This window comes from uncultured Thomasclavelia sp., from assembly GCF_944324745.1.
GTDB lineage: Bacteria > Bacillota_I > Bacilli_A > Erysipelotrichales > Coprobacillaceae > Thomasclavelia.
In genome coordinates, this window is record NZ_CALUXO010000009.1 from 1 (window position 1) to 21,433 (window position 21,433).

The 21,433-nt window shown below is 32.2% G+C and carries 18 protein-coding genes and 1 pseudogene; 18 read left to right on the plus strand and 1 reads right to left on the minus strand.

What is annotated here, in order from left to right; translation table 11 throughout:
• From Q0K54_RS00665 to nspC, 11 genes and pseudogenes are all read left to right on the plus strand, one after another.
• Window positions 1-609, plus strand: a 609-nt coding sequence (locus tag Q0K54_RS00665) for a PD-(D/E)XK nuclease domain-containing protein (RefSeq protein WP_294577906.1), incomplete at its 5' end; no start/stop codon positions are given.
• Window positions 610-1,023: 414 nt separating this feature from the next.
• The gene (locus Q0K54_RS00670; protein ID WP_294577908.1) at window positions 1,024-1,338 is read left to right on the plus strand and encodes a PTS sugar transporter subunit IIB; all 315 of its coding nucleotides are present in this window, start codon (window positions 1,024-1,026) and stop codon (window positions 1,336-1,338) included.
• A gap of 145 nt (window positions 1,339-1,483) precedes the next feature.
• Window positions 1,484-1,603 (plus strand): annotated as a pseudogene (locus Q0K54_RS00675) (MurR/RpiR family transcriptional regulator); the annotation flags it as partial.
• Window positions 1,604-1,699: 96 nt separating this feature from the next.
• Window positions 1,700-2,251 (plus strand): SIS domain-containing protein, encoded by a 552-nt coding sequence (locus Q0K54_RS00680; protein WP_374011438.1) that lies wholly within the window; start codon window positions 1,700-1,702, stop codon window positions 2,249-2,251.
• Between the two features lie 36 nt (window positions 2,252-2,287).
• Entirely contained in the window at window positions 2,288-2,881 is a 594-nt protein-coding gene (locus tag Q0K54_RS00685) for a PTS sugar transporter subunit IIB (RefSeq protein ID WP_294577909.1), read from the plus strand.
• A 429-nt stretch (window positions 2,882-3,310) separates the two neighbouring features.
• Window positions 3,311-4,081 (plus strand): adenosylmethionine decarboxylase, encoded by a 771-nt coding sequence (gene speD, locus Q0K54_RS00690; protein WP_294577911.1) that lies wholly within the window; start codon window positions 3,311-3,313, stop codon window positions 4,079-4,081.
• A 12-nt stretch (window positions 4,082-4,093) separates the two neighbouring features.
• Window positions 4,094-5,551: an aminotransferase class I/II-fold pyridoxal phosphate-dependent enzyme gene (locus Q0K54_RS00695; RefSeq protein ID WP_294577913.1), complete on the plus strand. Its 1,458-nt coding sequence runs from the start codon at window positions 4,094-4,096 to the stop codon at window positions 5,549-5,551.
• Window positions 5,551-6,402 carry a polyamine aminopropyltransferase gene (speE, locus tag Q0K54_RS00700; protein WP_294577915.1) on the plus strand — a complete coding sequence of 284 codons (852 nt, stop codon included), beginning with the start codon at window positions 5,551-5,553 and terminating at the stop codon, window positions 6,400-6,402. The genes Q0K54_RS00695 and speE overlap by 1 nt, the downstream gene beginning before the upstream one ends.
• Complete coding sequence (gene speB, locus Q0K54_RS00705) at window positions 6,392-7,252, plus strand: agmatinase (protein ID WP_294577916.1); 861 nt, start codon at window positions 6,392-6,394, stop codon at window positions 7,250-7,252. The genes speE and speB overlap by 11 nt, the downstream gene beginning before the upstream one ends.
• Window positions 7,253-8,455: a saccharopine dehydrogenase family protein gene (locus Q0K54_RS00710; RefSeq protein ID WP_294577918.1), complete on the plus strand. Its 1,203-nt coding sequence runs from the start codon at window positions 7,253-7,255 to the stop codon at window positions 8,453-8,455.
• Entirely contained in the window at window positions 8,455-9,564 is a 1,110-nt protein-coding gene (gene nspC / locus Q0K54_RS00715) for a carboxynorspermidine decarboxylase (RefSeq protein WP_294577920.1), read from the plus strand. Before Q0K54_RS00710 ends, nspC begins: the two co-directional genes overlap by 1 nt.
• Here nspC and Q0K54_RS00720 read toward each other — a convergent pair.
• On the minus strand, window positions 9,561-10,409 hold the full coding sequence (locus Q0K54_RS00720) for an HAD family hydrolase (protein WP_294577921.1): 849 nt from the start codon (window positions 10,407-10,409) through the stop codon (window positions 9,561-9,563). The genes nspC and Q0K54_RS00720 overlap by 4 nt on opposite strands.
• A gap of 131 nt (window positions 10,410-10,540) precedes the next feature.
• Between Q0K54_RS00720 and Q0K54_RS00725 the strand changes: the two genes are divergently transcribed.
• The 7 genes from Q0K54_RS00725 to uvrA all read left to right on the plus strand — a co-directional run bounded on the left by Q0K54_RS00725 (window position 10,541) and on the right by uvrA (window position 21,429).
• Window positions 10,541-11,359 carry a putative manganese transporter gene (locus tag Q0K54_RS00725; protein WP_294577923.1) on the plus strand — a complete coding sequence of 273 codons (819 nt, stop codon included), beginning with the start codon at window positions 10,541-10,543 and terminating at the stop codon, window positions 11,357-11,359.
• A 76-nt stretch (window positions 11,360-11,435) separates the two neighbouring features.
• Window positions 11,436-12,401, plus strand: a complete 966-nt coding sequence (locus tag Q0K54_RS00730; RefSeq protein WP_294577924.1) for an L-lactate dehydrogenase — start codon at window positions 11,436-11,438, stop codon at window positions 12,399-12,401.
• Between the two features lie 34 nt (window positions 12,402-12,435).
• Window positions 12,436-13,242, plus strand: coding sequence for an N-acetylmuramoyl-L-alanine amidase (locus Q0K54_RS00735; RefSeq protein WP_294577925.1), 807 nt, complete (start codon window positions 12,436-12,438; stop codon window positions 13,240-13,242).
• 371 nt (window positions 13,243-13,613) lie between these two features.
• Window positions 13,614-15,086: a S41 family peptidase gene (locus Q0K54_RS00740; RefSeq protein WP_294577926.1), complete on the plus strand. Its 1,473-nt coding sequence runs from the start codon at window positions 13,614-13,616 to the stop codon at window positions 15,084-15,086.
• 190 nt (window positions 15,087-15,276) lie between these two features.
• Complete coding sequence (gene uvrB, locus Q0K54_RS00745; RefSeq protein WP_294577927.1) at window positions 15,277-17,250, plus strand: excinuclease ABC subunit UvrB; 1,974 nt, start codon at window positions 15,277-15,279, stop codon at window positions 17,248-17,250.
• Complete coding sequence (locus tag Q0K54_RS00750) at window positions 17,240-18,595, plus strand: CCA tRNA nucleotidyltransferase (protein ID WP_294577928.1); 1,356 nt, start codon at window positions 17,240-17,242, stop codon at window positions 18,593-18,595. Before uvrB ends, Q0K54_RS00750 begins: the two co-directional genes overlap by 11 nt.
• An 11-nt stretch (window positions 18,596-18,606) precedes the next feature.
• Window positions 18,607-21,429 (plus strand): excinuclease ABC subunit UvrA, encoded by a 2,823-nt coding sequence (uvrA, locus tag Q0K54_RS00755; protein WP_294577929.1) that lies wholly within the window; start codon window positions 18,607-18,609, stop codon window positions 21,427-21,429.
• Window positions 21,430-21,433: the final 4 nt, after the last annotated feature.

Genomic DNA, 21,433 nt, shown 5'->3' on the forward strand with positions numbered 1-21,433 from the left:
GTGCAAACATCATCATTTCAAAATGATATGACGACTTTTAAATTGAAAGATGATGTATTGACATTATTGATACATCTAGGTTATCTAGGATATATAAAAAAAGAAGAAAAAGCTTATATACCTAATAAAGAAGTAGTTGATTCATTTGTCAATTCTATTAAAAGTTCTAACTGGAAAGAAACAACAAAGGCATTGCTTAATAGCAGAGAGTTGTTAGAAGCAACATGGAACAAAGAAGAAGAGAAGGTAGCAAAATATATCGAAGAAGCACATCTAGATACATCAATTCTTACTTATAATAATGAAAATGCCTTAGCCTATACATTATCATTAGCCTATATTTCAGCCAGAGATCATTATACAATCATAAGAGAAATGCCAACTGGAAAAGGATTTGCTGATTTGGTATTTATTCCTAGGTATGACAAACCAGCTATGATCATTGAATTAAAATGGAATCAAGATGTAGAAACAGCAATCGCACAAATCAAGGACAAGAAATATCCAAAAGCCTTGGAACATTATAAAGATAATTTATTGATTGTTGGAATAACATATGATAGAAAAACCAAAGAACATGTTTGTCAGATTGAAGAAATCAATAAATAAACATGATCATAAAAATTTAGATCAAATAATAGATGTTATATAACCCGGTAAATTTATCGGGTTTTTTGTAATAGTCTAAGTTAAGAGCTACTCAATAATCTATAAATAAAGTGCTGCTTTTATTATGTTCAAAAATTTTGTTAAAACAATTATGATTAAATTTAATTATAGACTTTTAGTTATATTGTTATTAAATATCATTAGTAGTATAGATACCAAAACAATATGAAAACTAATAGTATTTAGTTTTGTATTATTAAATTCTCTAATTTATATGTGCTGAAGAGAAAATTTTATCAATAATTTAAGATAATCATCTTAATTAATAATAAATATCTCCTTTATTAGATGAAAAAAGGGTTAAAGGAAGTAAAAATGCTAAAATTTAACTAGAAATAAAGGAGGAAATAGAAAATGAAAAAAATATTATTAGCTTGTAATGCTGGGATGTCAACTAGTTTATTAGTAACAAGAATGCAAAATGCCGCTCAAAAAGAAGGCATTGAGGCTGAAATTAGTGCCGTAGGAGTTACTGAAGCTGAAAAAATATTATTAGATTGGGATATTGTTTTATTAGGTCCTCAAGTTGGACACCAAGTCAAATTATTAACTGATCGAGCTGAAGGTAAGATTCCAGTTGAGATCATTGATATGCGAGATTATGGTTTAATGAATGGTGAAAAAGTATTGTACGATGCCTTAGCTAAAATTGATGCTTTTAATCAATAGGGTGCTTTACATTTAGATTAGATTCATAATAAAATTATCTTAGGTGATTAAAATGATAAATATATTTGTCGAGTTACAAAATAATTTGGATAAATTATCACATTATGAAAAGATAATTGCTGAATATATTTAAAAAAATCCTGATCGGGTTTTAACGATGAACGCAAAAGATCTTTGTCAGCAATGTTCAGTTTCGCAAGCAACAGTCTATCGCTTGTGTAATAAACTGAATCTTAATGGTTTATCGGATTTAAAAGTTAGAATTTCTAATAGTATTGATAGTTATATTCAAGAAAACCAGGATTTTGATTTTAATTTTCCGATAAAGCAATATCAAACTCATTATGGAATTATTGCCAAAATTAAAGAGGACTATCAAAAAACGGTTGATTTTACTGCTAATCTATTTGATTTAGATGAATTACGTCATATTGTTCAGGCAATGAAAAAAGCTAAACAAATCGATGTTTACACATCGGCTGGAAATATTTATTTTGCTGAAAATTTTAAATTTCAGATGCAGGAAATCGGTGTTAATGTCAATGTTCCTTTAGAAGAGTATCAGCAAAGATTAACTGCTTCAATTGGAGATAAGAGGCATTTTGCAATCATGATATCATTTCAAGGTCGGGGAATTTTAAGTGATATTTTACCAAGAATTATCAAGGAAAGAGGAAGTAAGTTATTACTGATTTCTGCATATGATTTTGATTTAAAAGATTTAAAACCAGATTATCGTCTATATATTAGCCATCATGAAAATCATTATAAAAAGATTTCTTCTTATTCAACCAGGTTATCGATACTATTCATTTTAGATATTTTATATACCTGTTATTTTGAAACTAATTATGATGATAATGTCAAAAAGAAAATTAATTATTATGATCTAATCGATAAATATAATAAGTAATACTTCGAATATTGAAATCTAAAGAAGGTGAGGAAGATGGATAATTTTTATCAGGATGTTAATTTTAAGATTTATAAGAAATGGATGGAAAATCTTAATATTCCCGGTGTTTCGATAAAAAACAATCCTCATGATTCTAGTGAAATATTTTTTAAAAAAGATGATATAGTTGGAATTTCAGCTTTTTATCGTGATTATCTAGTCGAACATGAAATTTTTAAAACAAACAATAAGCAAAGAATTTTTTATGTTCATTACCAATTTATTAATTTTAAACAATCATTAGTGATATTTAACGATTATATTAAAATATTTAAAAACTATCATCATCAAAAAAAGCTTAAAGTATTATTATGTTGTAGTGCTGGTTATACTTCTACTTATTTTGTAGATGGTATAAAAAAGTTTTGTAAACTGTTAAACATTTCGATTGAAATAGAAGCATCCAGTTATTTAACGATTAATCAAAAACTAGGTAATTATGATTTAATTTTATTAGCACCACAAATTGCTTATCTAGTACCTAAATTAATGGTTCAGGGATGTAAAAATATTTATGCGATTCCCCCAAAGATATTTGCGACCAATGATTATCAGCAGGTAGTAGAATTTATTTTGAAACATTATTAGTTTACTATATTAAACAAATTATTTTATTTTATGAAAAAGTTGTTGCATTTTCGATTATTATTATATATAATTAAGATGTTGCAAAAACAGATTTTATTTTGCAAGAATTTTTGACCACTCTAATGAGTTAAAGCCATGCGGACAGCTGGGTCAAAAGCCGAATCGGCAACTTTGTTGCCTTATTGATATAACGAAAGTTATTAGCTTTTATAAGTTGATGTCAAAATGACATTGAATTGGTGAATATTTAACCGTGTACTAGTAGGTACATACGCTTGTGAAACAATCAATAAGAGTAGTAAAAGTGATTCTTGCTATATAGACTCTGCAAATAGTCAAACCAGAACACTGATGTTCTAATATGATAATGGATTGATTCTCAAGTTGGAAATCGACTTGAGATTTTTTGTTTTTTAAGGGGGAAACCAAATGAATGAAAAGATGCAATTATATGGATTTAATAATCTAACCAAATCACTTAGCTTTAATATTTATGATATTTGTTATGCTAAAAGTCAACGGGAACAACGTGATTATATTGCTTATATTGATGAACAGTATAATTCTAAACGTTTGACAGATATTTTATATCAAGTAGCTAATATGATCGGAGCTCAGGTACTAAATGTATCAAAACAAGACTATCATCCCCAAGGAGCTAGTGTAACAATGCTCTTAGCAGAAAATGAACGAAAAGGAACCGAAGAAATTGATGACCGAGTAATTTTAGGACATTTGGATAAAAGCCATATTACGGTGCACACTTATCCAGAATATCATCCTGAAACTAGTATCGCTACTTTTAGAGTTGACATTGATGTTTCAACTTGTGGTGAAATTTCCCCTTTATCGACACTAGATTTTTTGATTGGTAATTTTGATTCTGATATTATTACCATGGATTATCGAGTTCGCGGATTTACTAGAGATATTAAAGGTAAAAAATTATTTATGGATAATCCGATGACTTCAATTCAACAATACATTAATCAAGATACATTATTGAAATATGATGCGGTTGATATCAATGTCTATCAGGCAAATTTATTTCATACTAAGATGTTAATTAAGGAAATTGATTTACAAAATTATTTATTTAAGACCGATATTTATGAATTGCCGCCTAAAGAAAGGTTACAAATTACCAATAACTTACGGCAGGAAATGATTGAAATATATAGTGGAAGTAATATTTTTTAGAGGTGGTAGCGAATGAAATTAGATCAAAGTAGAATGCCAATATATGAGGCATTGCAACAAATGAAGCAAGATCGGTTGGTTCCTTTTGATGTTCCTGGTCATAAACATGGAAAGGGTAATCGGGAATTGACAGAGTTTTTAGGACAAAAATGTATGAGCATTGATGTTAATTCAATGAAACCATTAGATAATTTATGTCACCCGGTTTCAGTTATTAAAGAAGCCGAAGAATTGGCCGCCGATGCCTTTAATGCTGCCCATGCTTTTTTCATGGTTGGCGGGACAACATCTTCAGTTCAAAGCATGATCATGGCTAGTGTTAAAGCTGGAGAAAAAATCATCATGCCTCGAAATGTTCATCGTAGTGCCATCAATGCGATGATCTTGACAGGATCGATTCCTATCTATGTAAATCCAGAAGTTGATAAGCGATTAGGAATTTCTTTAGGAATGTCAGTCAGTCAAGTTGAACAGGCTATTATTGATAATCCGGATGCTAAAGCTATTCTAATAAATAATCCAACATATTATGGAATTTGTTCTAATATTAAGGCAATTGTTGATTTAGCGCATCAACATAATATGATGGCTTTAGTTGATGAAGCACATGGAACCCATTTTTATTTCAGTGACGAATTACCAATGTCAGCGATGGAAGCCGGTGCGGATATGGCCAGTGTCAGTATGCATAAATCAGGTGGTAGTTTGACCCAAAGTTCCTTTTTATTGCTGGGTCCCAATGTTAATGCAGATTATGTACGCCAAATCATTAATTTAACACAGACAACCAGCGGTTCTTATTTACTGATGGTAAGTTTAGATATGTCACGAAAAAATTTGGCACTAAATGGCAAAGAGATTTTTAGTAAAGTTCGTCGCTTAGCTCATTATGCTAGAGAAGAGATTAATCAAATTGGTGATTATTATGCTTATTGTCGGGAATTGATCAATGGCGATAGTGTTTATGATTTTGATGTAACTAAGTTATCAATATTTACTCTAGATGTTGGTTTAGCTGGAATCGAAGTTTATGATTTGTTGCGTGATGAATATGGAATTCAAATTGAATTTGGTGACATCGGCAATGTCTTAGCATATATATCAGTTGGTGATAGCGAAGCTAATATCGAACGCTTGGTAGGAGCTTTATCAGAAATAAGAAGAAGATTTAAAAAAGATCGTACGGGGATGTTAGATCATGAGTATATCAATCCGGAAGTAATAGTATCACCACAAGTTGCTTTTTATGGTGAAAAAGAATCATTGCCACTAAAAGAAAGTGCTAACCGTGTTTGTAGCGAGTTTGTTATGTGTTATCCACCAGGAATTCCTATTTTAGCTCCAGGAGAAAAAATTACTCCTGAAATTCTTGATTATATTGAATATGCCAAAGAAAAAGGGTGCTTCATGACAGGACCGGAAGATATGGAAATAAATAATTTAAATGTATTAAAGGAAGAGGTGAAATAATGGAGCTATGGTTTACAGAGCGCCATACGAATGGTGTGAATTTTTCAATTAAAGTTGATCGACAGTTATTTAGTGGTCATAGTGAATTTCAAAGAATTGATATTTTTGATTCTAAAGAATTTGGACGTTTTTTGGCATTAGATGGATATATGATGCTAACTGAAAAAGATGAATTTATTTATCATGAAATGATTGTCCATGTTCCAATGGCCGTTCATCCAAATGTAAAAAAAGTACTTGTTATTGGTGCCGGTGATGGTGGAGTTATTCGTGAATTATGCCGTTATGAGACGATTGAAACGATTGATATGGTTGAAATTGATGAATTAGTAGTTGAAGTAAGTAAAAAATATTTGCCTACTACTGCTTGTTGTTTCGATGATCCTCGTTTGAATATTTATTATCAAGATGGTTTGCGTTTTGTTCGAACTAAAGAAAATGAATATGATTTAATTATTGTAGATTCGACAGATCCATTTGGTCCCGGTGAAGGATTATTTACGAAAGAATTTTATGGTAATTGTTATAAGGCATTAAATGAAGCAGGAATAATGGTAAATCAGCATGAAAGTCCTTTTTATCAAACAGATGCGATTGCCATGCAACGAGCTCATAAGCGAATTGTAGAAAGTTTTCCGATTTCACGCGTTTATCAGGCGCATATTCCAACTTATCCATCAGGACACTGGTTGTTTGGTTTTGCCTCAAAGAAATATCATCCAATTAAAGATTTCCAAAAAACAAAATGGAATGCTAGAGGGATGAAAACTAAGTATTATAATACTGGAATTCATGTTGGTTCCTTTGCTTTACCAAATTATGTAGAGGAGTTACTTAGAGATGTGGAATAAAAATATTGAAACTTTCATTGGATTAGATGCTACTTTTGAAGAAGCTGATTGTGTAATTTTTGGAGCACCGATGGATAGTACTACTTCCTATCGGCCTGGAACTAGATTTGCTTCAAGTGCAATGCGTAAAGAATCTTTTGGAATCGAAACATATAGTCCTTATCAAGATAAAGATCTGGAAGATATTAAAGTTTTCGATGGCGGTGATCTAGAATTACCATTTGGAAATCCACGTAAAGCTTTAGATATGATTAATGAAACAACTAAAACAATTCTAGATGCTAACAAGCTGCCATGTATGATTGGCGGTGAACATCTAGTTAGTTTGGGGGCTATTGAAGCAGCATATAAAAAATATCTAGATTTACGGATTATTCACTTTGATGCTCATACTGATTTACGTGATGAATATCTAGGTGAAAAATTATCGCATGCTTCAGTTATTAAAAGAGCACATGACCTAGTTGGTGATCATAAAATTTATCAATTTGGTATTCGTAGTGGTGAACGGGCAGAATTTTACTGGGCTAAAGAACATACTATTTTAAATAAATTTAACTTTAATGGATTAAAACAAGCTATTGAAGAATGTCAAGGCTATCCTGTTTATTTTACGATTGATCTTGATGTTTTAGATCCAAGTGTTTTTCCTGGAACAGGAACACCAGAAGCTGGAGGGGTAAGCTTCAATGAATTGCTGGAAGCTATCATTGCGGTAAGTTCATTAAACGTGGTGGCTATGGATATTAACGAGTTATCACCAGTTTATGATCCTAGCGGGGCTTCAACAGCTTTAGCTTGTAAAATATTAAGAGAATTATTATTAGCGATGAATAAAGGAGAAGAGTAAATGAAAAGAACATTAATTATTGGTTGTGGTGGAGTTGCCTCAGTAGCAATTCACAAATGTTGTCAAAATAGTGATGTATTTGAAGAAATTATGATTGCTTCAAGAACAAAAAGTAAATGCGATAAATTAAAAGAAGAATTACAAGATAAAACAAAAACAATCATTCATACAGCTAAGGTTGACGCTAATAACGTTGATGAATTAGTAGCTTTAATGCAAGATTTTAAACCAGAAGTAGTTTTAAATCTAGCATTACCATATCAAGATTTAAAAATCATGGATGCCTGTTTAATTGCAGGGTGTCATTATATCGATACTGCAAACTATGAACCAGAAGATACTGCTAAGTTTGAATATAGCTGGCAATGGGCTTATCGAGAAAAATTTGAACAAGCTGGTTTAACTGCAATTTTAGGTTGTGGATTTGATCCAGGAGTTACTGGTGTATTTAGTGCTTATGCTTTAAAACACGAATTCGACGAAATTAATTATATTGATATTTTAGACTGTAATGGTGGTGACCATGGTTATCCATTTGCCACAAACTTTAATCCAGAAATTAATATTCGTGAAGTTTCTGCTAATGGAAGTTATTGGGAAGATGGTCATTGGGTTGAAACAAAACCAATGGAAATTAAACGTGAATATGATTTTGCCCAAGTTGGTAAAAAAGATATGTATTTATTACATCATGAAGAATTAGAATCATTAGGAATTAATATTCCTGGTATCAAAAGAATCCGTTTCTTCATGACTTTTGGTGAAAGCTATTTAACTCATTTAAAATGTTTAGAAGATGTAGGGATGACATCAATTGAACCAATTGAATTTGAAGGAAAACAAATTATCCCACTACAATTTTTAAAAGCAGTTTTACCAGATCCAGCTAGTTTAGGACCAAGAACTGTTGGTAAAACTAATATTGGATGTATTTTCCAAGGTAAAAAAGATGGTGAATACAAAAAATACTATTTATATAATGTCTGTGATCATCAAGAATGCTATAAAGAAGTTGGTTCTCAAGCTGTTAGCTATACAACTGGAGTACCAGCAATGATTGGAGCAATGCTATTATTACAAGGAAAATGGAAAAAACCTGGAGTATATAATGTTGAAGAATTCGATCCAGATCCATTCATGGATGCTTTAAATAAATGGGGATTACCATGGATTGAAGATCGTAATCCAGTATTGGTGGACTAATGAAAACGCCATACTATTTAATTGACGAAGAACTTTTAAGAAAGAACTTAGAAGTTCTTCATTATGTCAAAGAACAAACTGGATGCAAAATATTATTAGCACAAAAATGCTTTTCAATGTTTAGTGTCTATCCATTGATCGGTCAATATTTAGATGGAACGACAGCCAGCGGCCTTTTTGAAGCTAAATTAGGATATGAAGAGATGAAAAAAGAAAATCATGTCTATAGCGCTGCTTATCGTGATGATGAAATTGAAGAAATCATGAGTTTATGTGATCATGTGGTTTTTAATTCATTTAACCAATGGCAAAAATATCAGGACTTGGCCAAAGCAACTAATACGTCATGTGGAATTAGAATTAATCCTGAATGCTCAACTCAGGTTGGTCATGCCATTTATGACCCTTGTGCCGACTATTCAAGAATGGGAGTAACGCTTGAAAACTTTAATGAAGAGTTGTTAGAAGGAATTGAAGGATTGCATTTCCATACTTTATGTGAACAAAATAGTGATGATTTATTAACAACAATTAAAGCAGTAGAAGCTAAGTTTGGCAAATATTTAAAACAGATGAAATGGCTAAACTTTGGTGGTGGTCATCATATTACTAGAGAAGATTATGATATTGAATTATTAATCAAGATCATTAATGAAATCAAAGAAAAATACCAAGTTGAAGTTTACTTGGAACCTGGTGAAGCAGTAGCCTTAAATGCTGGATTTTTAGTATCTAGTGTGTTAGACATTGTTCATAATGGAATAGATATTGCGATTATGGATACATCAGCAGCTTGTCATATGCCAGATGTTTTAGAAATGCCATATCGTCCTGATGTTATTGATAGTGATAAACCGGGAGTAAAAAAATATACTTATCGTTTAGGAGGACCAACTTGTTTAGCTGGTGATATTATTGGTGACTATTCATTTGATCAGCCATTACAAATTGGTCAACAATTATGGTTTAAAGATATGGCGATTTATTCAATGGTAAAAAACAATACTTTTAATGGTATGAATTTACCAAGTATTGTTTTAAAACAAGGTGATAAATTAACGGTAGTTAAATCCTTTGGTTACAAAGATTTTAAAAACCGATTAAGCTAATTAAATAATTTTTTTAAACAATCAAGAACCCCATCTTGATTGTTTGTTTTATCAGAAAGATAACGCGCCTGGTTACATGTCGTTCGTAAACCATTTTTCATAGCAATCCCAATTTTAGCTTGGCTTAGCAACAATTCATCATTGCCACCATCACCAAAAGCTAAAACATGATCAAGTGATAAATTAAGCTGTTTGCAAATATAATTTATAGCATAGGCTTTATTGACCGTCTTTTTTACTAATTCAATACAAAAGGGACTTGTGTAATATAATTGATATTGATGAGAAAAGTTATGTTTAATTGCGTTCTCGATTCTTTTTAATTTTCGGGGACTTGAAAGAAAACATAGTTTACCAACTTGTTTCCAAGGAACTGTTTCATTATGACGATAGAATGTTAAGTCCGGATAACGTTTAGTAAATAAGCGAATAGCTGGAATAAGACGATAAATCCAACGATTGACTTTTAACTGATATTTGTTTTCGTAATTAGTTCGTAAATTAATTTTTAATTTATCAGCTAATGTAATCAATGGTACTAAATCATCGGTATTTAAGTAATCATAGTGAAAGGTTTTATTTGTGGCTAATTCATAAATAGAAAGACCGTTGCAGCATACGACATAGCCATGATGGTCTTTCATTTTTAACTGCTTGATATAAGGTTCTAGTTCATAAAAGAAACGGCCGGTTGCTAGAACTAGAGTATAACCATGCTGCTGTAAGTTAATTAAATAATTAATAGTTTCTAAACTTATTTTTTTAAAACGATTAAATAATGTTCCATCAAGATCACAAACAATTATTTTAATCATATTAATATCTTGTTGTCTGATTGTTTTCATAAGCCACCTTTTTTGTTAATTATAGCTAATTTTATTATTGTAAACAACTGGCTATAATTAAAATGATTATTGTATTGTTTGGAAAAAAATAAAGTTTATGATAGAATTCAAAAGAATGAAAGGAGGTTTTTATGGAATTATTAATTGAACCAATTGAAGAATCACTAATGAGTTTGCCAGTGTTATTCTTTGCTTACTTAATAGTTGAGTATATATCAAATCAAAATGCTCTTAATAAAATTATGGAGTTTGGAAAAGTAGGACCTTTTATTGGAGCTATTTTAGGTAGTATTCCCCAATGTGGCTTTTCAGTAGTGGCGGCAAGATTATATTCAATGCGCTATATCACTATGGGAACATTACTTGCGATTTTTATGGCTACTAGTGATGAAGCCTTAGCTATTTTGATTGCCCATCCTAATTTATGGACCATGATGATTATTTTAATTGTTTTAAAAATTGTGATTGGAACAGTAGTAGGAATGGTGGTTGATGGAATTCATCATCAAGGAAAAGACGATTATGAATATCTTCAAGTAGAACCATGTGACTGTGGCTGTCAGCAAAGTATCTGGATTCCAGCTTTACGACACACCGTTACAACATTTTTCTTTATTTTATTAACGAATATTGTTTTTACGTATTTAGTAGCGTTAGTAGGTGAAGATAATCTTACAAATATTTTAAGAACCCATTGGATTTTTCAACCGATTATAGCTGGATTAGTGGGATTTATTCCTAACTGTGCTGGTTCCGTTATTTTAACGCAATTATATGTTGCTGGTGGTCTTGGATTTGGAGCTTTGGTTACTGGGTTGATGACCAGTGCTGGGGTTGGAACCATGGCATTAATTCGATATAATGAAGATAAAAAGGATACTGCTAAAATCTTTTTACTTTCATATGTCATTGCTTTAATAGCTGGATATATTTTATCGTTTATATTTTAAGAGGGTAAACCTCTTTTTTTGCATATTTTTAATTTGTTTGCCAACAATAAATAATGTGTAAAAAGGAGTTAAATTTATGAACGATAACCATGATTTAAAGAAAATAGTTTTAATTGGGACGGGATTAGTAGGAATGTCAATGGCATATTCACTATTAAATACTGGTGGAATTGATGAGTTAGTTTTAGTTGATATTGATGAAGAAAAAGCAATCGGGGAAGCTATGGATATCAACCATGGATTACCCTATAGCAAAAGTAGTCTAAAAGTAAAAGTAGGAAATTATAGTGATTGCGCTAATGCTGATATTGTTGTAATAACTGCTGGTGCTAACCAAAAACCAGGACAAACAAGATTAGAATTAACAGTTGTAAATGCTAAAATTATGAAAAATATTACAAAGCAGATTATCGCCAGTGGCTTTGCTGGAATTATTATAGTAGCCAGTAATCCAGTTGATATTATGACATACGTGGTAAAACAAATCTCTAATTTACCAGCTAACCAAGTAATCGGTAGTGGAACGATTTTAGATACCGCCCGACTTCGATATTTATTAAGTGAATTTTTACAAGTATCAGTGTCTAATATCCATGCTTATATATTAGGAGAACATGGTGATTCTTCCTTTGTTCCTTGGATGAATACTTATATTGGCTGTAAAAGTTTGATGGAATATATTATTGAAATGAATATTGATATGAATCAGCTACATCAAATCTATCAAGAAGTCCGTGAAGCTGCTTATGAAATAATAAAACGTAAAAATGCTACTTATTATGGAATAGGATTAGCTTTAAATCGCTTAATTAGGGCGATAATGGAAGATGAAAATGCTATTTTAACTGTTTCTGCTTATCAAGAAGGTGAGTTTAAGCAACAAGGTTTATATATTGGGGTGCCTGCTATCATTAATCGCCAAGGAATTAAAAAAATTGTGCCCTTAAATTTAAATGATGTTGATCAGCAAAAATTTAATCAAAGTTGCCAAACATTAAAGGATATAATTATAAATCAAATCGAACCCATCATTAACTCATAATCTATGTTATAATGGATTAGAAGTGGGTGAAATTATGAAGCAAATAATTAGTTTCTTTTTTATCATATTATTATGCACTGGATGTCAGGAACCTAAAGAGGTAGTTACAAGCAAGGCTGTTAGTAACGATCAAATGGGAATTATTACTCTACAACAAGAAGCCCCTGTTGTAGAAACAACTGAAAATGGAACAACAAGTAATCCAGTTAATGATAATAGTCGGGTAATTGTCATTGATGCTGGTCACCAACGTTATGGAAATAGTGACAAAGAACCAATTGGTCCGGGAGCAAGTGAGACTAAAGCTAAAGTTACAACTGGAGCGACTGGTGTTTCAACTGGTGCATTGGAATCAAATATCAATCTCGAAGTAGCATTTAAACTTCAAGATAAGTTAACAGCTGCAGGTTATACTGTTATTATGGTTAGAACGAGTCAGGATGTTAATCTTTCTAATGCCCAAAGGGCCGAGATTGCCAATGAAAATAATGCTGCAGCATTTATTCGACTTCATTGTAATAGTGCTGATTCAAGTAGTGCTACGGGAACGCTAACGATGGCACCATCATCTTCCAATCCATATTGCAGTGAGATTGCTGAGGCTAGTCAGAGTTTATCTAAAAGTGTTGTTAATAATATTTGTTGGCAAACGGGAAGTAAGAATCGAGGAGTAACGATAACCGATACGATGAGTGGTATAAATTGGTGTCAAGTGCCAGTAACTATTGTTGAAATGGGTTTTTTATCTAATGTTGATGAGGAACAGAAATTAATTGATAGTAGTTATCAGGATAAGATTGCTAAAGGTATTGTTTTAGGAATAAATGAGTTTTTAAATTAAAATTGGATGCTAAATCCAATTTTTTGTATACGAAAGAAATTTAGAGAAGATAGATGGAGTATTTGAAGAACTTGGCAGAAATTTATATTATTAATAAAATAAGTAAATATAAAGATTGAGACATTTTAGGAAGCAAGAGATTATGATGATTATCTGTTGTTTTTTATTTTTATTACTGGTTCAATCTATATTTTAAGATAACTTACCGTTATATTTTATAATCTTTTTCATTTTTTGCTAAAAATATTTTAGAGTTTATGCTAAAATATACAGATGTGAGGATTAGTGCTTTGTTTAAAAATAAGACAATATCATCATATTGTTTGATTTGATAAATTTAAGAGAGGAGGGTATTAAGCAAATTTAGCTTAATGGATTATATGGATGATTTTATTCGCCCAAATCATAATCAAATACCAGAAACTCCAAAACCCAAAAAGAAAAGAAGTCATATAAAAGAAACGATCTTTATTATTTGTATGATCGTTTGCTTGGGAATTGGTTTTGTCTGTGGTTATATAACCAATCAAACGGTACCCGATAGTTTTAGCAGTAATGATGGAATTTCATTAATTGATGAAGTTTATGAAACATTAAATGATAATTGGTATAATGCAACCGGTGAAGATGTCGATATTCAGGGAAATTCGATTGCTGCCATGGTAGCCTCATTAGGTGATCAACATACTGAATATTTTTCTCAGGATGAATCGGAAGCTTTCAATCAAAGCGTTGATGGAAATTATGTGGGAATTGGTGTTGTGCAAAGAACAGTTAGCCAAGGAACTATGATAATTGAAATCTATCAGAATTCACCAGCGCAAAAAAGTGGTTTAGAAGTTGGTGATATTATCACTGGAGTTGATGGAACTGATGTATCGGGCATGAGTGCTGATGATATTTCAACATTAGTACGCGGTGAGGCTAATACGGCGGTAACTTTAACGATAATTCGTCAAGGACAGACACAACAAATTGAAGTTACTAGAGAAAATATTGATAGTGCGGTTAATTATGAAATTCGAAATAATAATGGAAAAGATTATGGCTATGTTCAGATTACAACATTTGGTTCGACAACAGCTGATGATTTAGAAAAAGCGCTGGAAGAATTTACGGATGCTCATATTGATACTTTAGTGCTTGATTTACGAGATAATGGTGGCGGTTATTTAGTGGCGGCTCAAGATGTTTTAAGTTTGTTTTTTAATGAAGGTGAACTGATGTTCCAAATGGAATATAAAAATGGACAGGTAGAGCGTTATCAAGCTGATGATAGTCAAACTTTCAATTTTATCAATGGTTATATTTTAGTTAATGGAAATACCGCTTCGGCTTCCGAAGTAGTGGCAGGCGCTTTACAAGAAAAAGCTAATTATAAGTTAGTTGGAGATCAAACTTATGGTAAAGGAACAGCGCAAACTCAAAAACAGCTAAGTGATGGTTCGGTATTAAAATATACATATGCTCGCTGGTTATTACCAAGTGGGACATGGATCGATGGGAAGGGATTGACTCCTGATTATTCAGTTAATAATGTCGATACAAGTGGTATTGTTTCTAAGACTCTGGATAATGATTGGAGTTATGATAGTGTTTCTACCCAAATTGCTTCAATGCAAAAAATGTTAAATACCTTAGGGTATCAATGTGACCGGGATGATGGTTATTTTTCAACTCAGACGGTTACAGCTTTACAACAATTTGAACAGGCTAATAACTTAACGGTTGATGGTATTTATACTGATAGTGATCGTCAAATCTTAGAAGCAACGGTACTGATTTATGCGGATAGTGACACTAATGATTATCAGTATCAAAAGTTGTTAGAGTTGATTAAATAATTGAAAGAAGATTATTAGTTATGATAACTAAAATCTTCTTTTTTAGTGTTATAATTAATTTGAATCAAAGCCCTTTTATTAAATAGGATTCTTTTGGATAAAAGTGGATATAATGAACGCATAATGGGCATAATTCTTTTAAGTTTGCAGGTTTCTTGCTATAATAATTTAGTCATAAGGAGGTGTTTTTATGCCAGATTTTAAGCTTGTTTCTCCTTTTTCACCAATGGGAGATCAAATTAGTGCTATTGATGAATTACTTAAAGGAATAGAAGCGGGAAAAAAAGAACAGGTTTTATTGGGTGGAACGGGAACTGGAAAAACATTTACAGTTTCTAATGTTATTGCTGCGGCGAAAAAACCAACATTAGTCTTAGCTCATAATAAGACCCTTGCAGGTCAATTATACTCAGAATTAAAAGAGTTTTTTCCCGAAAATCGTGTTGAATATTTTATTTCAAACTTCGATTTTTATCAACCAGAAGCCTATATTCCTGGCCGTGATTTATATATTGATAAAAATGCTAAAACCAATTATGAAATTGAAATGCTTCGAAGTGCCGCAATGAACTCTTTAATTGAACGTGATGATGTCATTGTAGTTGCTTCAGTTGCTTCAATTTATGGATTGGGAAATCCCCAACAATATAAAGAAATGATTTTTTCACTAAGAGTTGATCAGGAAATTGATCGTCGTGAATTATTAACATACTTAGTAGATCGCCAATATCAGCGTAATGATATTGAACAAACCAAAGGAACCTTTAGAGTTCGTGGTGATGTAATTGAAATTGTACCCGGACATAGTGAAAGCTATTTAATTAGAATTGAACTCTTTGGAGATACTGTTGAAAGAATTAGTGAAGTTGATCCCTTAACCGGACATGTTTTAGGGGTATATAAAACATATACTATCTATCCAGCCTATGGATATGTAACTACTAAGGAACAAACTCTACATGCCTGTGATACTATTTTAGAAGAATTAGAAGAACGCTTAGAAACTTTTAAACAAGAAAATAAATTATTAGAGTATGAACGATTGGAACAACGAACTCGCCATGATGTTGAAATGTTACGAGAAGTCGGAATGTGTCCGGGAATTGAAAACTATTCTCGACACATCGATGGGCGTAAAGCTGGACAACGTCCCTATACTTTAATTGATTATTTCCCTAAAGATTTCTTATTAATCGTTGATGAAAGCCATGTAATGTTACCGCAAATTCGAGGTATGTATAATGGAGATCGATCACGAAAAGAAACACTAGTCGAATATGGTTTTCGTCTGCCAAGTGCTTTAGATAACCGACCACTTCAATTTGATGAATTTGAACAGTTAATTAATCAGGCAATTTATGTTTCAGCTACGCCAGGAGATTATGAGTTGGAAAAAGTACATCATCATGTTGTCGAACAGATCATCCGTCCAACCGGTCTGTTAGATCCAATTATTGAAGTTCGTCCTACAAAAGATCAAATCGACGATATTATTAATGAAATTAAGCAGCGTCAAGAACAAAATGAGCGTGTATTGATTACAACTTTAACGAAACGAATGGCTGAAGATTTAAGTGCCTTTTTAAAGGAATTAGGGATTAAAGTTGCTTATTTGCATAGTGACACCAAAACATTAGAACGGACTGAGATATTAAGAGATTTACGTTTAGGTAAATATGATGTTTTAGTTGGAATCAACTTATTACGTGAAGGATTAGATTTACCAGAAGTTAGTTTAGTCTGTATTTTAGATGCTGATAAAGAAGGTTTCTTACGTAGTGAACGCTCTTTAATTCAAACAATTGGACGAGCAGCCCGTAATAGCAACGGTAAAGTTATCATGTATGGTGATAAAATAACTGAATCAATGAATTATGCGATTGAAGAAACTAATCGTCGTCGTAAGATTCAAGACCAATATAATCAAGAACATCATATTACTCCAACTACGATCCATAAAGAAATCAGGGAAGCAATCCATGGTCAAGAAGTTATCGATGATGCGGCTAGTCTAGTTAAAAAGGGACGTCGGGCCAGCAAGAAAGACAAGCAGGCAATGATTCATGAATTGGAAAAACAAATGAAAGATGCAGCAAAAGTTCTAGATTTCGAAAGAGCAATGGAATTAAGAGATATTATTATGGAGTTACAAGGTGAAAAATAAATATCAATTTGAGCCTGTTGTTAATCAAATCTTTGCTGATATTGACCAATCAGGAGGTCGAGTCTTTCTAGTTGGTGGCATTGTTCGCGATATGCAGATTTATGGACATGTAGATTATCATGATGTTGATGTAGAAATTTATGGTTTAAATATTGATCAATTAGAAATGATATTGGGTAAATATGGTAATGTAAATGTTGTAGGTAAAGCATTTGGAATCCTAAAATTAGATGTATTACCAAATTATGATTTTGCTTTACCACGAACTGAGGTAAAAAATGGTAATCGTCATCAGGATTTTGTAGTTAATGTTGACCAATCACTTGATTTAAAGACTGCAGCTTTAAGACGAGATTTTACTTTCAATGCTTTAATGTATGAAGTCAAAACGCAAAAGTTATATGATTTTTATCATGGTTTAGACGATATTGAAAAACGAACAATTCGAATGGTTAATCCTGATAGCTTTTATGAAGATCCATTACGGGTTTTACGGGCGGCTCAGTTTGCTGCCAGGTTCGATTATGTTATTGAACCGCAAACAAAACAGACTTGTCGAGATATGGTCGCCAAAGGCTTATTAGAAAATCTATCTAAAGAACGGATTTTTCAAGAATATAATAAATTGCTTTCAAGTACCCAGCCATCTAAAGGATTAAAATTTTTAAAAGAAATTAAGGCTTTATGGCCATGTTTAGATATTCTTTCATCGACAATGCAAAGATTAGATTTTCATCCTGAAGGTGATGTCTGGACTCATACATTATTAGTGACGGATTTGGCGGCACTATGTGCTCATAAAACTAGTTATCCATTAGGTTTTATATGGAGTGCTTTATTGCATGATATCGGAAAACCGGCAGTAACGACTCCAGAAGGCCGGGCGCCTGGTCATAATCAAACTGGAGTACAGGTCTTTGATCAGGAAGTAAAACAATATATTCCAAGTAAAAAACTCCAAAAATATATTCGTACAATGATTTATTATCATATGCATTTGATGAATATGGTTAGAAATGGAGCCCGTGATTATGGATATTTTAAAATTCTTAAAGGAATAAATGGAATTGTTCCAGTTGATGACTTAATTTTAATGACAAAATGTGATAAACTAGGTAGATATAAAGATGAGCATGAAAATATTTATCGTTTTGATTATGTAATGAAAGAAAAAATGGCTCGTCTTGGTAAAGAAGCCCAAAAACCGCTAGTAACCGGGCGAGATTTAAAAGAATTGGGGATAGAAGAATCTAGTAAATATAAAGAAATTTTAGATTGGGCTTATGATTTACAGTTAAGAGGGCATGATCGTAAGGCCATTATAAAGATGATAAAAGGTAGGTAGATTGATAAGATATGGAACATGATAAACTAGTCATAAAAGGGGCTAGAGAAAATAACTTAAAAAATATTGATATCGAAATTCCTAAAAATAAATTAGTTATAATGACAGGATTATCTGGTTCAGGTAAAACTTCATTGGCATTCGATACTATTTATGCCGAAGGACAACGACGCTATGTAGAATCATTAAGTGCTTATGCCAGACAATTTTTGGGAAATATGGAAAAACCAGATGTTGATAGTATTGAAGGTTTATCACCAGCAATTGCAATTGACCAAAAAACGACATCAAATAATCCCCGTTCTACCGTTGGAACGGTAACGGAGATTTTTGACTATTTAAGATTACTATATGCTCGTATTGGTAAGGCATATTGTCCTAATCATGGAATTGTCATTGAATCACAAACAATTAAACAAATGGCGGATACAATCGACAAATATCCAGATGGATCTAAGTTACAAGTTTTAGCTCGTGTAGTTAAAAATCGTAAAGGAACATTTAAAGATCTTTTTGAAGATTTGTTAAAAGATGGTTATCTTCGTGTTCAAGTTGATGGTGAAGTAAGAATGCTTGATGAAGAAATTGTCTTGGATAAAAATAAAAAACATAATATTGATGTTGTTATCGACCGAATTGTCAAAAAAGAAGGTTATCGCAGCCGGTTGATTGATTCATTGGAAGTTGGTTTAAAATTAACTGGTGGTGAAGTTATTGTCGCTAATTTAAGTGATGGCAGTGAAGCTTTATTTTCAGAACATCTGGCCTGTCCTGAATGTGGTTTCAGTGTTCCTAAATTAGAGCCAAGATTGTTTTCATTCAACAATCCGCTTGGAGCCTGTCCTGATTGTCGTGGATTAGGAATTAAAAATGAAGTTGATGTTGATTTATTAATTCCTGATTGGAATTTAAGTATTAATCAAGGTGGAATTCGTTATTTCAAAACTTCAGTGGGAACTGATCGAATTGAGTGGCAAAGATTCTTAGTTTTATGTCATCACTACAATATTGATTTAGACAAACCACTTAAAGATTTTTCTAAAAAAGAATTAAAAATAATCTTAGAAGGATCTGATAAGCCAATAAATTATGAAATTGTTTCTAGTAGCGGTAATGTTTCTAAAACCAATCGTCCAATTGAAGGGGTAAAAAAATTAATTGAACGTCGTTATGAAGAAACTACTTCATCATGGTCTAAAGATTGGTATGCTTCATTTATGACTGAACATACTTGTCCAACTTGTAAAGGACGTCGGTTAAATGAACAAGTTTTAAGTGTTCGGGTCGGTGGTTTAAATATTAGTGAATTTACTGATATGTCAATTGAAAAGGCGCTAGTATTTATTGATAATTTAAAATTAACTGATTATGAAATGCAAGTTGTTAACTTAGTTATTAAAGAAATTAAAGATCGATTAACTTTCTTAAATGATGTCGGTTTAGGATATTTAACGTTATCAAGAAAAGCTGGAGGTTTATCTGGTGGTGAAGCGCAAAGAATTCGTTTGGCGACTCAAATAGGATCACGCTTAACCGGGGTCTTATATGTTTTAGACGAACCATCAATTGGTTTGCATCAGCGTGATAATGATAAACTGATTGCAACTTTGCAAAATATTCGAGATTTGGGAAACAGTGTTATTGTTGTCGAACATGACGAAGATACAATGCGGGCTAGTGATTTTATCGTTGATATTGGTCCGGGTGCTGGAGTTCATGGAGGACAAGTAATTGTCGCTGGTACCCCTGAAGAAGTAATGAATTGTAAAGAATCTATCACTGGTCAATATTTATCGGGACGATTAAAAATTCCAGTTCCTAAACAAAGAAGAAAAGGAAATGGAAACTTTATCCAGGTAAAAGGTGCTAGAGAGAATAATCTTAAAAATATTAATGTTAAATTCCCATTAGGTACTTTAACAGTAGTTACTGGAGTTTCTGGTAGTGGTAAAAGTACTTTGGTTAATGAGATAATGGGTAAGGCTATGATGGCTAAAATTTATCATTCAAAAGAAAAGCCAGGAAAACATAAAGAAATACTAGGGTTAGAAAATATTGATAAAGTAATTGAAGTTAGCCAAGATCCAATTGGGCGGACGCCAAGATCAAATCCAGCAACTTATACTGGGGTCTTTGATGATATTCGAGGATTATTTGCACAAACAAATGAAGCTAAAATGCGTGGATATGATAAAGGACGTTTTAGTTTCAATGTTAAAGGTGGTCGTTGTGAAGCTTGTCAAGGTGATGGCCTAAAACGAATTTCAATGCACTTTTTGCCAGATGTTTACGTTCCATGTGAACAATGTGGTGGTAAACGTTATAATGAAGAAACTTTACAAGTGACATACAAAGATAAAAACATTTACGATGTTTTAGAAATGACCGTTGAGGATGCTGTCGATTTCTTTGGAAATTTACCAAAAATCAAATCTAAAATGCAGACTTTAGAAGATGTTGGATTAGGTTATATAAAACTAGGTCAAAGTGCAACAACTTTATCTGGTGGTGAAGCCCAAAGAGTTAAGTTGGCTAGTGAATTGCAGAAAAAAGCAACAGGTAAGACTGTATATATTTTAGATGAACCAACTACTGGTTTACATAGTAATGATGTTGCTAAATTAATAGAAGTATTACAGCGAATTGTTGATCAAGGTGATACAGTAATTGTTATTGAACATAATCTTGATGTTATTAAAGTAGCTGATTATATTATTGATTTAGGACCTGAAGGTGGCGACGGTGGTGGTACAGTTGTCGTAGCTGGTACTCCAGAAAAAGTTGCTAAATGTGATAAAAGTTATACTGGAATGTTTTTGAAGAAAATGTTATAGGGAG